The sequence below is a fragment of the Pseudarthrobacter sp. NIBRBAC000502772 genome, assembly GCF_006517235.1.
Taxonomy (GTDB): domain Bacteria; phylum Actinomycetota; class Actinomycetes; order Actinomycetales; family Micrococcaceae; genus Arthrobacter.
Map to the genome: position 1 here is coordinate 3,076,171 of NZ_CP041188.1, position 12,523 is coordinate 3,088,693.

The window sequence follows — 12,523 nt, forward strand, 5'->3', positions numbered from 1 at the left end:
ACGACGCCGGCCCTCACCTCGTGCGGGCGGCGCTGACCGGTGCGCCGCCCACCGCAGCCGTGTTGGGTCGGCGTCGATCGTGCAGGGCGCGCAGCGCGTTCAGGATTGTGGCCAGGTCGACCAGTTCCTGGAGGAGGGCACCGGCCACAGCGGGAATGTAGCCGAATACCGCTGCAATCATCAGGCCGATGCTCAGCAGGATGCCGGTCCAGATGCTCGCCAGCGCAATCCGGACCGTGCGCTGTCCGATGTCGACGGCCAGCGCAGCTTTGGATAAGTCGTCGAGCATAATGACGACGTCGGCTGACTCGCTCGCTGCCGTTGACCCCTTGGCGCCCATGGCGATTCCGACGTCGGCGGCGGCCAGGACCGGGGCGTCGTTCACACCGTCACCCACCATCATGACCGGGCGTTTCCGCAACCCTGCGACGATGGAGACTTTGTCACCTTGCCTGAATCCGGGAGATCCCGGCCTGTGCAGCAATTTCTTGGGCGGTGGCCCGCGAGTCGCCGGTGACAAGCAGTGTTTCCTGGACGCAGTGTTTCCTGGACGCCCAGCCGGCGCAGTGCGGCCAGTGTGTCAACCGCATTTTCCCGGAGTGGGTCGCTCATGATCAGGGCTCCCGCAAAGCGTCCGTCAACGCCAACATAGACGGCCAGTTGTCCGCCGGTCACCTCGGCCTCCTCAAACCCCGAGGCAACGGAACGCACAAAGTCAGGCTTGCCGACCACCACCGTTTGGTTGCCGCAGGTGGCCGTGACCCCCTCGGTGGCGTGCTCAAACGCATTGCTTCCCGACAGCAGCCGGAGCCCATGGCGCCGTGCAGCCTCAACGACAGAGGAGGCAAGGACATGGGAGGAGTACTGCTCCGCCGAGGCGGCGAGCTGCAGCAGCCGGTCCTCGGTCATCAGCCCGGACGCTGCAGGGGAAACCCTGATCCCGTGCAAGGTGGGCCCGCCGTGGGTGAGCGTGCCTGTCTTGTCGAACACGGCCGTCCGCACCCGGGCAAGCTGTTCCAGTGTTCCGCCATTTTTGATGAGAATTCCTGCCCTCCGCCCCCCACTTGCCATCCTCGATGAGAACCTCCGGACGGCACCGGCACTGCCGTGTGCCGGGCCCTCCGGGCTGCCGACCCGTCCATCCGGTGCCTCATCCTCTCGGACACACCGCAGGAGAGCACCCTGATCGACGCAATCCTCTCCGATGCATGGGGATGCCTGTCCAAGCAGGACGACATTACCGAACAGCTGCGCTTGATCCGGCGGGTGCTGAACGGTTGCACAGCCTTCAGCGAGAAGTTCCAGCCCCTCCTCAAGCAGGGCACGCTTTCCCTGCCGGAACCACCGCCGAGTACCGAATTGTCCATTCTGACCGGTCAGGAAATGAACGTTGTCATCGGCCTCGGCAGAGGCCTGGTGAACCGCCAAATAGCCCAGAGCCTGGGCCTGAAGGAAAAACAGTAAAAAACCTTGTCTCCAGCGCACTTGGCAAGCTCGGATTGGCCCGCAGGACCCAGGCCGCAGTTCTCGTCACCACCGTCACGACCCCGGAGCAACGGGTCACGACGGCACCCTACGGGCACAACCGGACACCGGAAGCGCTCTCCAGGGTCACCGCGAAACTGCTCGACTGCACCAAAGAAAGCACCACACCGGTTGATGACGCCGCACGTGCCAAGGCCGCCAGCGCCTCGTCCTCCGCCCTCACCAGAACCCGGGCCACGCGGAAGCCCCACCTAAAACCAGCAGTAAACACCCGGGGTACGGCCGCCACAGTGGGCAGCTTACCTATCACCAGCGAGGGGCAGTATCCGCTGATTTCTCCTGGCCAGCCGTACCACGGGACAGCCAGCCGGAGGGTCTTTGTCCCCTAGAGGTGCCTGACGGCAGAGCGTTGACTGGGAGTGCGGGAGAGGCCACCGGCCCGCCGGACGGCCCCCTCCCGCTCCTTCCGGAACAACTAATTATGGAGAGTGGTACTCGTGAAAAAATGGAATCGATGGCAGGACTGGGTAACCGTCGCTGCCGGAATCTTCGCCGCCGTCTCCGTCCTGTGGACGGGGCAGGAAGGCATGTCCACGACACTAATGGTCATCTTCGGCGCACTCCTGGTCGCCAGCGGACTCGTAAACCTCGCCATGCCCGGCACACCGGTCATGGAATGGGTGCAGGCAGCCCTCGCCGCCGGGCTCATCCTCTCCCCATGGATAGGGTCCTACGCTGCTACTACCGGAGCCGCCTGGATCTCCTGGATAACCGGAGCAGTGGCGCTCATCGTCACCGCAGCCGCCATCAAGCCCAGCACCGAAGGCCATCACCGCATCCGCATCTCGCACTAGCCGAACGCGTCCGTCGCAGGAAACAGATCCGCCCGGCCGCCAAGGCACCGGGGCGGAGGCCATAAGAAATCCCGCTCCCCGCAGACGGACACTGACATCTACACAGGGACTCTGTGATTTCGAGGTGGACATCGGTTAGCCCAGGCACGCTGCGCCGCTGCTCTGGCAATACCTCCCGTCGCTGCCGGAGCAGCAGAGCGAGAGGGTACACCAGCTGCCGTACAACCTGTCGCGGCCAACGAAGGCCTCCGCGCCGGGTGAGCTCCTCCGGCCCGTACACCACCAGACCAAATGCGACTTCCCGCCCCCCGGACGGCTCGCCCGCAGGTCACGAAGCACCCTCTATCTTGAGAACTGTTCCAACCAGCTCGCCAGTATCCGCCGACATCACCGAAGGAGCATCACATGGAACGAGTCATCGACAAAGTAGCGCTGGTCAGCGGGGGTGCACGCGGAATTGGAGCCGCGGTCGCATCGCGGCTCCATGGCGAAGGGGCGAAGGTCGTCCTAGGCGACATCCTGGACGAAGAGGGAAAAGAAACCGCGGAGCGCATCGGCTCTGGCGCGCTCTATGTTCACCTCGACGTGACCAGCCCGCAGGACTGGGAGAGTGCGGTGAGCGCCGCCGTCGAGACGTTCGGAGGTCTGAACATCCTGGTGAACAATGCCGGCATTGTGAACTTCGCCTCAATCGAGGACTACACCTTGGAGCAATGGAATACCGTGATTGCCGTGAACCTGACCGGCACCTTCAACGGGATCAAGGCTGCAATCCCTGCCCTGAAGCAGTCCAAAGGCGGGTCGATAGTCAATATTTCCTCGATTGCCGGCATCCGCGGCTATGAGCAGATCCCCGGATACACGGCCTCGAAGTTCGGAGTGCGTGGACTTACCAAGAGCGCCGCGCTGGACCTGGGACACTATGGCATCAGGGTCAACTCCGTCCATCCCGGAGTCATCTCCACCCCGATGACGGCCGACACACCGATGGACATGAGCCACGTGACACTCGGCCGCATAGGCCATCCCGGAGAAGTGGCGGACCTCGTCCTATACCTGTCTTCCAACGAAGCTTCGTTCGTTACCGGAGCCGAGTTCGTCATCGACGGTGGTGACACCGCGGGGACGGTAACCCCGCACGAGGAGACGTAGCGGGCGTTCACCGGCGACGTGTGAGGCCAAGGATGCTCAGTGAGGCTAGTGAAAGGAAAGACAAATGACCAGCACCGCTTCGTTCTTGATTGTGGTTGGTTTTGACGGTTCCAAACATTCTCAGACCGCACTGAAATGGGCCGTGGACGAGGCCCGCCAGCGCGACGGCCAGCTCCGCCTGATCACGGCCTGGAACAAGCCGCCGATGGCGTGGTATCCGGCCGTGCTGGAAACGGCGGCAGGTGAAATCGCCGCCGAAGAGTCCCCGGAGCAAGTCGCACGGACGCTCCAGGCTGAGGCACTGAAGTCCGCTGCAGATGGAGGTGTGGCTGCCACAGGGCAGCTCGTTAACGGTGGTTCACCTGCTTCGGCCATACTCGACGCTGCCAAGGACGCGGATCTTATCGTCGTCGGCTCCAGGGGTCATGGGGGATTTCCGGGGTTGCACCTGGGCTCGGTCTCCACCCAGGTCGTCAACCACGCACAATGTCCTGTCCTGGTGGTCCGCTCCAAGGCGTGATTTCGCTAAAGCTTCACTTTACGGGGCCTGATAACCATGACCCTTCCAGCCGCCACGACAGGCCACCACCAGCCACGAGGCGGCGACTACCTCCAGACGACACAACCAGGAGGGAATGCAGCGGCGCGCTGCCTTGCCACGGCAAAGCCGGATTTGGTCTGCCTGTCCTGGTCTCGGGCCCCAAAGACAGCGAAACATTGCACTGGTAAGCGAAACACTGTCCTGGTAGATGGGACGGTGGTACGTCCGGTCCCGATCACTCCTTCTGAACAATGTGCTGGGCGATCTGGGAGGCTCCCGGTTCAAAGGAAGTGGAACGTGCCGGGCACTGCACGCAAGTGTCTGCCCGAACCTACTGGCTGGGAAATTAGGTCGGCACGGCGTACGTTGCATGTCGGACAACCTCTATAAGGAAAGGGATGCATCTTAGTGGCAACTGATTACGACGAGCTCCGCAGCGAAGTCAAGGAATCGCAGAACGACTCCCTCGAGGCCCTCACGTCAGCCAGCGCACCTGATGCCAACAGCGTGGTGCGTGAGCTGGACGCAGCGGTTGACATGGACAATGTCGGGATCCCCGGCGGAGAGTTTGTCGCCGATGAATTTGATCGTCCAGGTCGTTCCCCAACGTAACGACGAGTTCACCTGCTACTCCTGCTTCCTGGCCGCCACCGCTCCCAAATGGCGCGGGAGAAAGACGGTCACGCCTACTGCATCGAGTGCGAGGGCTGAATTCAAGAACCGCAAACCGGCAACTCCGTGGGAGAAGCTGGTGGGGACCGGTTCTGCCCCGGCAGGAGCCTCACACGTCAGGTCGCCGGTGAGCGGGAGGGCGCAACGCTTCGGGGTAGGTGCGTACTATGGGCGTGAGTCCGGCAGCTTCCATCGCTTCGGTGGCGGATAGAGGTACCAGGCGATGGTTGCCGCCCGCGAACTTTGCATGGTCCTGCGGTTGTGCACCCGGCAAGAGAGCGCCCGCCGGCCGGAAGGGCTTTGTACTCTATTGCGCGCAGCCGCGGCGGATGATGTTCCTCCATAGTGCTCCTTCGGTCCGGCTTTTCCGGGGAGCCAGGGATACGGCTTTCCCGACCGGTGGGCACATGCTGACAGCCTGCGCGGGGACGTGCCCAGGAAGTCCGCATGCTTGGGTGACCCTCACCGTCCTACGGAGGCGTCAGTCCTCGTCGTGCTTGATGTCGCGCAGCCGGGTGACGATGGTCGGGCAGGGCGCGTGCAGCAGGACGGCGTGGGCCGTGGAGCCCAGTACCAGCCGGGAAAATGCTCCGCGTCCGCGGCTGCCGATCACCAGCAGCCGGGCCTCCCGTGCGGCGTCGACCAGGGCCTGGGCAGGTTCGGTATCGGTTTCGAGCCGCTGATGGATCACCAGATCCGGGTACCTGTCCCGTAGACCCGCCACCGATTCGGCGAGGACCACCCTGTCCTCCTCGACGATGGTCTCGGCCAGCCCGCTGCCCGGCAGTTCGTTCTCGACCCACCTGGCCGGGCCATGGACGGCCAGGACCGCCGTCAGCTCATCGCCTGCACTGTCAGCCTCGGCGGCGGCGAAGGACACGGCTTGCAGTGACTCCTCGGATCCGTCCACCCCGACCAGCACCCCGTGGCGGCCCGTGTCCGGCGTTGGCGGGACGACGGCGACCGGGCTGTCCGAGGCGGAGACAACCTGCAAGGCGCGGTCGGTCAGTGGCCCGCCGTCCAGCCAGTGCCGGTCATGCGCACCGACCACCAGCATGGAGGCTTCCTTGGATGCTTCCCTGAGGGCCGCCCCCGCGCTCCCGTGCCGCAGCTGGATCTCCACTTCAACGCCGGGGGCCTGGGCACGGGCGCTGGCCTGCACCTTCTGCAGCAGTTTCATCCCCGCATCCCGGACGAGGTCCTGGTACTGGAACTCTGGGGACACCCAGCGGTCATCCACGGCATAAACGGCGATGACCGGCAGCCTGGACCGCGACGCGCGCCGGAGCGCCCACGCCAGGGCGGTCTCGCTTCGCTCCGACCCGTTGATACCGACGACGATTGGCTTGTTCATTCTGGATCCCGATCTTCTCCCGTGTGTGCGGTGCCTTCCGTGTGCACCACCGTGCAGCAGCGTTACCCACGGTCTGCTGACGCTTCAGTGTGCGCTGGCAGTAAAGCCGCCGTCAGGGCCTTAAGCCCCTCATTCCCGGGTGGTGGCCGGTACCCGGCTGCCCCTTGAAAACCGGGGGTCAGTCTCAAACCCGGACCCAAGAGACGCCGTCTATCTCTCTTGCCTGCCTCCCAAGGAAACAGCGGCTCGCCGGACTAGCCGCCGCACGGGCCCGCGGCCGGAACGGCGGCCGACGGCTGCTACTGGTCCCTGGCAGATACTCGCAACGCCATCGTTCACGACACAGAATCGCCCGTCATGCTCAGCGCTCAAACTGCAGGCTGAGCCTCACGGCCGAATGCCAGAGCCTCGTCCCGCAGACCATTCAAGATTTCGACGTTGCGCAAAACGATGTCAGCCTCGTAGTTGAAAGCAACTCCCAGCCGTCTCACCCGCTCCATTACCTCGTCGTCGGCCAACTGCTCCAGCCACGCCACAATCTGCCGCCTTTGCGGGGAACCGTCGATCTTGCTGATCATGTCAGCCAAATCTATCCGTACTGACGCCGCCCCGAGACGCAGTTGATAGCACGGGCCCAGGTCGCATCGTGCTCACTCAACCAACAAGCGTCCGTCTGACGGACGAGCAATCGGGCGCATGGATGATCCTCGCGTGAGACGCGGGCTCAAGTTCGGTCACGATTACCCGTGTCCGGCGGAGGCCGCCGTCAACAAGTGCGCCGCCAATTGTCTCCCGAAATGTAGTCGCCCGGGAGTCCGAGTGGACAGACTCGAATGGTCACCGCGGCGTCGTCTCGATCGGGCGAAATTCGCCGCCCCACCGAACGTGCATCGTCTTGCCGACTCCCGGGGAGTCAGTATGAAACTGAGCCTCAAGAAGATCACCACGGACCGCTCGCTGCAGCGACGCTGGGCACTCTCCGACGCCGAACCGGTCATCTCCTACCTCCCGCCCGACACCGAATTCTCACCCGCCGATCTGCGCATCTGGTGGAACGAAGGGGCTGGGGATCCGGCAAAAGACCACACGCTCCATATCTACGCGTGGCCGTTTGAGCGGGACAACCACATCTCGGCCCATTGGATCAACGGCTACAACCAACACCCCATACCGCATTGGATCCAAGAACTCTCTGACGTCGTCCACGAAGATCTGATCGCCAACGCCACGAGCGCCAACACCGGAGCCGAGGACGCTCCCCCACTTCCCTCACAACGCTATTCTCACGAGCCTTTCGCGCCGGCAAGTACTCAGTGCCAGTTCGCCTCCAAATACGGACTGGTAAAAGTCCATGGCCTCCCGCGCATTGTCCTCGAAACCCAGGTAGGGATTGAGTCTGGTGGTCATCTTCAGTGTGTCCTCTCGTGCCTGTCGATACCCGGACTTCCCGTGGATCCGGTGGGCGCCCGGCTTGGAACACTTCATATGTTGCCCGAGTCCTGCGGGACTGCATAGGGGCGGGGATGGCCTTCGGCCTCAGCTCCAGAGCGCAACGTGAACTTTGGATCCCCGTCGTTCAAGTCCCCGCGAGCCGCCCGGTGCGACCATAGCGGCTGTTGCATCCGATGTGGTGACAAAGCGCTGCAGCGCCGTTGCCTTGGAGGTTGTCCTGCCGTGGTCCAGCGTGCTCGCCCACCACAGGCCGGACACCGGAGTTCCGACCACGGGTACGCGCACCAGGACTCCGGTTTGGAGTTCCGCCCGCACAATATGCCCCAACGCGACCGTCAGGCCCTCTCCCGCCCTGACGGCGGCGAGCGCGTCGGTTTCGCTGCTTAGCCGGATCACGTCGGGCGCTACGCCCATCGAAGACAGCCACCGCCCTTCATCCGTCTCCGCCTGGATGCCGGAGGGGCCCGCGAACCACGGGCAGTCCAGCAACCGTGCCAGTGGCACCGGCCCGTGCAGCCCTGCCAGGGGATGCGATCCCGCCACCACAAAGACCCGCTGATACCTCAGGAAGGGGACCATCTCCAGTCCGACGTCGGCACCTGCGCCTGCTTGTTGCGCGGGCCTGGCCCCGAGGGCTATGTCGTAGGCGCGGTCACGGAGCAGCGACGCTATGTCTGCGGCGGATTCGACGACGACATCGACAAAGGCTCCGGGGACGCGTCTGGTGAATAGGTCAAGCAGCCGTCCGGCCGCATGTTCAGCGAACGGAGCTGTTGCTACGATTCTCAGTAACCCGGCGTCGGTGGTTGCGTGGGCGACTTCCCACCGGGCCTGGTCAGCCAGGCCGACGATTTCCTGGGCGTAGTCCGCCAGCGCGCGGCCACCAGGCGTCAGGGCAATGCCTCCTGCGGCGCGGACGAAGAGGGGATCGCCGAGGTCCCGCCGGAGCGCAGCCAGGGCCGAGGAGACTGCCGGCTCGCTGACGGCCAGAGCCGCCGCGGCAGCGTGAAGAGACCCCAGTCTGGCCACGAGCGCAAAGGCCCGCAGCTGGCTCAAAGTCATCGACACAGCTTCATAACCCTTCCCTTATGACGATATTGACACTCCCCTCGGGCCGGGGCAAGACTGACCTCAAAACGGCGCCTCGCAGCTTTCCGGCGCCATGGAGTGAGGTAGGGAAAATGCAGATTCCGGCTCCTTTTGACTACGTGCGGGCCAGCACGGTGGACGATGCGCTTGAACTTCTTGCACGGCACGGACCCGAGTCGCGGGTGGTCGCCGGTGGCCACAGCCTGCTGCCCATGATGAAACTCCGCCTGGCCCGGCCGGAATGGCTGATCGACATCAATGACCTGTTCGAACTCGACTTCATCCTCCTCGACGGGGAGTACCTGCGGGTGGGCGCGCTGACGCGCCATACGGCCCTCCTCGAATCAGCCGAAGTGGCCCGCCTGTTCCCGATCATTTCGGACGCCGAAGCGGTCATCGCGGATCCTGTGGTGCGCAACCGCGGGACCATTGGCGGTTCGCTGTGCCAGGCGGACCCGGCCGAAGACCTTTCCACGGTCTGCGACGTCCTGCGCGCCGTGGCGGTTGTCCGCGGACCCGGCGGCGAGCGCCTCGTCGACATGACGGACTTCCACCGCGGCCCCTATGAAACGGCGGTGGCCCCGGACGAGTTGCTGTGCGAAGTCCGGTTCGCGGTTCGTCCGAGCTCGGGAAGCGCCTACGAAAAGGTGGAACGCAGGGTTGGCGACTGGGCCGTCGCCGCAGCCGGGGCGGCCATCTCGCTGGCGGACGACGGTACCGTCGATGCCGCCGCCATCGGTCTCACGGCGTTGGGCCTCGACGGAACCGTCGCGGAAGCCGAGGCCGTGCTCCTGGGGCAGCAACCCCGCGAGGAGCTATTCGTCGAGGCCGGCCGGCTGGCAGCCCTTGCATGTGATCCCGTCGCGGACCAGCGCGGACAGATTGACTACAAGCGGCACCTGGCCGACGAGCTCACCCGCAGAGTCCTGCGGCAGGCATGCGCCCGGGCTGCCGGAACACAGGAAGGTTGAGCTCCATGCAAATCAGCATGACCGTGAACGGAAACGAAGTAGTCACCGACATCGAACCGCGCGTGCTGCTGGTTCATTACATCCGCGAAGTCCTGGGCCTTACGGGCACGCACTGGGGGTGCGACACCACCAACTGCGGAACGTGCGTGGTCCTGATGGACGGCCAGCCAGTGAAGTCGTGCACCGTGCTCGCGGCGATGGCGGCAGGGCACGACATCCGCACCGTCGAAGGACTCGCCACTGCGGGCACTCTCGATCCCGTTCAGCAGGGGTTCATGGAGGAGCACGGGCTGCAGTGCGGCTTCTGCACCCCCGGCATGATGCTCACGGCCCGCGCCCTGCTGGACAAGAACCCGCATCCGGATGACAGCGAAATCCGGAAGGCCATTTCCGGGCAGATCTGCCGCTGCACCGGATATGCCACGATTGTCCGCTCAGTGCAATGGGCTGCCGCCCACCCTGCAGGGGCGGCTCCTGACACGGTAGCAACAGACGAAGTCATCGACGGCACGGACACGGTGATCCCGGACATCGCAGACACAGAGGTGAAGGCATGACTGTCATCCACGATCGGCCCGGCAATCCGGCAGCGGGCGACGCCGATCGCCCGATCGGGTACGGACGCATCCAGCGTAAGGAAGACCCGCGGTTCGTAGGCGGGAAGGGCCGCTACGTCGACGACATCGTGTTGCCCGGCATGCTGCACGGCGCCATCCTGCGCGCCCCGGTGGCCCATGCCCGGCTGGTCTCCATAGACACAACCAATGCGCTGGCCCACCCCAAGGTGCACGCCGTGATCACGGGCAAGGACCTGCTGGCCCTCAACCTCGCCTGGGCGCCCACGCTTTCCGCGGACGTGCAGGCAGTGCTCGTCACCGACAAAGTGCGCTTCCAGGGGCAGGAAGTCGCTTTCGTCGTCGCGGAGGACCGTTACGCCGCCCGCGACGCCCTGGAGCTGATCGACGTCGAGTATGACATGCTGCCCCCGGTCATCGACGCGCGCAAAGCCCTGGACTCGGACGCCCCCGTGATCCGGGATGACCTCACGGGCCGGACGGACAACCGGATTTTCGACTGGGAGATAGGAGATGAGGCGGAAACCGAGGCGGTCTTCGCCGCAGCCGACGTCGTAGTGACACAGGAGATCGTTTACCCCCGTGTCCATCCGGCACCCATGGAGACGTGCGGCGCCGTCGCAGATTTTGAGGCCGTCTCCGGAAAACTGACGCTCTATGAGACAACCCAGGCCCCGCACGCGCACCGCACGCTGTTCGCGATCGTCGCAGGCATCCCCGAACACAAGATTCGCATCGTCTCCCCTGATATCGGCGGCGGGTTCGGCAACAAGGTGGGCATCTATCCCGGCTACATCCTCGCCGTCGTGGGTTCGATCGTGACCGGAAAGCCGGTGAAGTGGGTGGAGGACCGCTCCGAGAACCTGATGTCGACGTCGTTCGCCCGGGACTACATCATGCAGGGCGAAATCGCCGCCACCAAAGAAGGCAAGATCCTTGCCGTGCGGACGTCCGTGCTAGCGGACCACGGCGCGTTCAACGCAACTGCGCAGCCCACCAAGACCCCCGCCGGCTTCTTCTCGATCTTCACCGGTAGTTACGACCTGAAGGCCGCGTACTGCAAGGTCACGGGCGTCTACACTAACAAGGCTCCGGGCGGCGTTGCGTATGCATGCTCATTCCGGGTTACGGAGGCCGTTTACCTGGTGGAACGCATGGTGGACATCCTGGCCCGGAAACTGGCCATGGACCCGGCGGAACTCCGGCTGAAGAACTTCATCAAACCGGAACAGTTCCCCTACGCGAACAAGACCGGCTGGGTCTATGACTCCGGCAACTACGAACCCGCCATGCGACTGTCCATGAAGATGGCAGGTTACGAGGAGCTTCGGCGGGAACAAGCCCAAAAACGCGAACGCGGCGAACTGATGGGCATCGGAGTCGCTTTCTTCACCGAAACCGTCGGCGCGGGCCCCCGCAAGCACTTCGACATCGTGGGCCTGGGCATGGCTGACGGCGCCGAACTGCGTGTCCACCCGACCGGCAAGGCCGTGGTGCGGCTCTCCGTGCAGAGCCAGGGTCAGGGCCACGAGACTACGTTCGCGCAGATCGTTGCGGAAGAGCTCGGCATTCCGCCGGAGGACATCGACGTCGTACACGGCGACACGGACCAGACACCGTTCGGCCTCGGCACCTACGGCAGCAGGTCGACGCCGGTAAGCGGCGGCGCCGTCGCCCTCGTCGCACGCAAGGTGCGGGAAAAGGCGAAATTCATTGCCGCCGCCATGCTCGAAACCCGCCCGGAGGACCTGGAATGGGAGAAGGGACGCTGGTTCGTCAAGGGCGATCCCAGCGTGGGGAAAACCATCTCCGAGATTGCCATGGGCGCCCACGGCACGATAGCGCTGCCCGAAGGAATCGACGGCAACCTCGACGCCGAGATCACCTACGATCCTCCCAACCTGACGTTCCCCTTCGGCGCCTACATCTGTGTGGTGGACATCGATCCGGGAACGGGCCACGTCAAGGTGCGGCGCTTCATCGCGGTGGATGACTGCGGAACCCGGATCAACCCGATGATCATCGAAGGCCAGGTGCACGGAGGCCTGGCTGACGGCGTCGGCATGGCGCTCATGGAAATCATCGAGTTCGACGAGGCAGGCAACTGCCTCGGCGGGTCGTTCATGGACTACCTGATCCCGACGGCAATGGAAGTCCCCGACTGGGAGACCGGCTTCACTGTAACGCCATCGCCGCACCACCCCATCGGCGCCAAGGGTATTGGAGAGTCCGCCACGGTCGGCTCGCCCCCGGCCATCGTGAACGCCATCGTCGACGCCCTGGCACCATACGGGGTGGTCCACATGGACATGCCGTGCACGCCGGCCCGGGTCTGGGAGGCCATGCAGGGCCGGCCCAGGCCTCCGATCTGACATGCA

At 64.4% G+C, this 12,523-nt stretch carries 12 protein-coding genes and 2 pseudogenes; 8 read left to right on the forward strand and 6 right to left on the reverse strand.

Annotated features, from left to right (window positions below; translation table 11 throughout):
- Positions 1-13 precede the first annotated feature (13 nt).
- Together NIBR502772_RS23120 and NIBR502772_RS23125 are read right to left on the reverse strand one after the other, a co-directional pair.
- Positions 14-403 (reverse strand): hypothetical protein, encoded by a 390-nt coding sequence (locus NIBR502772_RS23120; RefSeq protein WP_371706677.1) that lies wholly within the window; start codon positions 401-403, stop codon positions 14-16.
- A complete protein-coding gene (locus NIBR502772_RS23125; protein ID WP_371706678.1) occupies positions 400-1,002 on the reverse strand; it encodes an HAD family hydrolase in 603 nt (200 codons plus the stop codon). Before NIBR502772_RS23125 ends, NIBR502772_RS23120 begins: the two co-directional genes overlap by 4 nt.
- A gap of 105 nt (positions 1,003-1,107) precedes the next feature.
- Between NIBR502772_RS23125 and NIBR502772_RS14180 the strand changes: the two genes are divergently transcribed.
- From NIBR502772_RS14180 to NIBR502772_RS22945, 5 genes and pseudogenes are all read left to right on the forward strand, one after another.
- Positions 1,108-1,464, forward strand: a complete 357-nt coding sequence (locus tag NIBR502772_RS14180) for a response regulator transcription factor (RefSeq protein WP_141140686.1) — start codon at positions 1,108-1,110, stop codon at positions 1,462-1,464.
- 518 nt (positions 1,465-1,982) lie between these two features.
- Entirely contained in the window at positions 1,983-2,339 is a 357-nt protein-coding gene (locus NIBR502772_RS14185) for an SPW repeat protein (protein WP_141140687.1), read from the forward strand.
- A gap of 405 nt (positions 2,340-2,744) precedes the next feature.
- The gene (locus NIBR502772_RS14190; RefSeq protein WP_141140688.1) at positions 2,745-3,491 is read left to right on the forward strand and encodes a glucose 1-dehydrogenase; all 747 of its coding nucleotides are present in this window, start codon (positions 2,745-2,747) and stop codon (positions 3,489-3,491) included.
- A 64-nt stretch (positions 3,492-3,555) separates the two neighbouring features.
- Complete coding sequence (locus tag NIBR502772_RS14195) at positions 3,556-4,011, forward strand: universal stress protein (RefSeq protein ID WP_141140689.1); 456 nt, start codon at positions 3,556-3,558, stop codon at positions 4,009-4,011.
- 429 nt (positions 4,012-4,440) lie between these two features.
- Positions 4,441-4,743, forward strand: a pseudogene (locus NIBR502772_RS22945) (DUF4193 domain-containing protein).
- A 442-nt stretch (positions 4,744-5,185) separates the two neighbouring features.
- Here the strand turns inward: NIBR502772_RS22945 and NIBR502772_RS14205 are convergent.
- The 4 genes and pseudogenes from NIBR502772_RS14205 to NIBR502772_RS14220 all read right to left on the reverse strand — a co-directional run bounded on the left by NIBR502772_RS14205 (position 5,186) and on the right by NIBR502772_RS14220 (position 8,572).
- Positions 5,186-6,058, reverse strand: coding sequence for a universal stress protein (locus NIBR502772_RS14205; RefSeq protein WP_141140690.1), 873 nt, complete (start codon positions 6,056-6,058; stop codon positions 5,186-5,188).
- A 368-nt stretch (positions 6,059-6,426) separates the two neighbouring features.
- Positions 6,427-6,636, reverse strand: a complete 210-nt coding sequence (locus NIBR502772_RS14210; protein ID WP_141140691.1) for a hypothetical protein — start codon at positions 6,634-6,636, stop codon at positions 6,427-6,429.
- 727 nt (positions 6,637-7,363) lie between these two features.
- A pseudogene (locus NIBR502772_RS22820) lies at positions 7,364-7,465 on the reverse strand (VOC family protein); the annotation flags it as partial.
- A gap of 129 nt (positions 7,466-7,594) precedes the next feature.
- A complete protein-coding gene (locus NIBR502772_RS14220; protein ID WP_168223548.1) occupies positions 7,595-8,572 on the reverse strand; it encodes a LysR family transcriptional regulator in 978 nt (325 codons plus the stop codon).
- Between the two features lie 119 nt (positions 8,573-8,691).
- On the opposite strand from NIBR502772_RS14220, the gene NIBR502772_RS14225 reads away from it, so the two are divergent.
- The 3 genes from NIBR502772_RS14225 to NIBR502772_RS14235 are packed head-to-tail and all read left to right on the forward strand — an operon-like array spanning position 8,692 to position 12,517.
- Positions 8,692-9,570: a xanthine dehydrogenase family protein subunit M gene (locus tag NIBR502772_RS14225; RefSeq protein ID WP_141140693.1), complete on the forward strand. Its 879-nt coding sequence runs from the start codon at positions 8,692-8,694 to the stop codon at positions 9,568-9,570.
- 5 nt (positions 9,571-9,575) lie between these two features.
- Complete coding sequence (locus tag NIBR502772_RS14230; protein ID WP_141140694.1) at positions 9,576-10,127, forward strand: (2Fe-2S)-binding protein; 552 nt, start codon at positions 9,576-9,578, stop codon at positions 10,125-10,127.
- A complete protein-coding gene (locus NIBR502772_RS14235; protein WP_141140695.1) occupies positions 10,124-12,517 on the forward strand; it encodes an aerobic carbon-monoxide dehydrogenase large subunit in 2,394 nt (797 codons plus the stop codon). Before NIBR502772_RS14230 ends, NIBR502772_RS14235 begins: the two co-directional genes overlap by 4 nt.
- Positions 12,518-12,523: the final 6 nt, after the last annotated feature.

What these genes read in the sequence shown, in the direction of transcription:
- NIBR502772_RS14230 (WP_141140694.1), top strand. Translation starts at nt 9,576, where the DNA reads ATGCAAATCAGCATGACCGTGAACGGAAACGAAGTAGTCACCGACATC.
- NIBR502772_RS14210 (WP_141140691.1), bottom strand. Translation starts at nt 6,636, where the DNA reads ATGATCAGCAAGATCGACGGTTCCCCGCAAAGGCGGCAGATTGTGGCG.
- NIBR502772_RS14225 (WP_141140693.1), top strand. Translation starts at nt 8,692, where the DNA reads ATGCAGATTCCGGCTCCTTTTGACTACGTGCGGGCCAGCACGGTGGAC.
- NIBR502772_RS14205 (WP_141140690.1), bottom strand. Translation starts at nt 6,058, where the DNA reads ATGAACAAGCCAATCGTCGTCGGTATCAACGGGTCGGAGCGAAGCGAG.
- NIBR502772_RS23120 (WP_371706677.1), bottom strand. Translation starts at nt 403, where the DNA reads ATGATGGTGGGTGACGGTGTGAACGACGCCCCGGTCCTGGCCGCCGCC.
- NIBR502772_RS14220 (WP_168223548.1), bottom strand. Translation starts at nt 8,572, where the DNA reads ATGACTTTGAGCCAGCTGCGGGCCTTTGCGCTCGTGGCCAGACTGGGG.
- NIBR502772_RS14190 (WP_141140688.1), top strand. Translation starts at nt 2,745, where the DNA reads ATGGAACGAGTCATCGACAAAGTAGCGCTGGTCAGCGGGGGTGCACGC.
- NIBR502772_RS14235 (WP_141140695.1), top strand. Translation starts at nt 10,124, where the DNA reads ATGACTGTCATCCACGATCGGCCCGGCAATCCGGCAGCGGGCGACGCC.
- NIBR502772_RS14195 (WP_141140689.1), top strand. Translation starts at nt 3,556, where the DNA reads ATGACCAGCACCGCTTCGTTCTTGATTGTGGTTGGTTTTGACGGTTCC.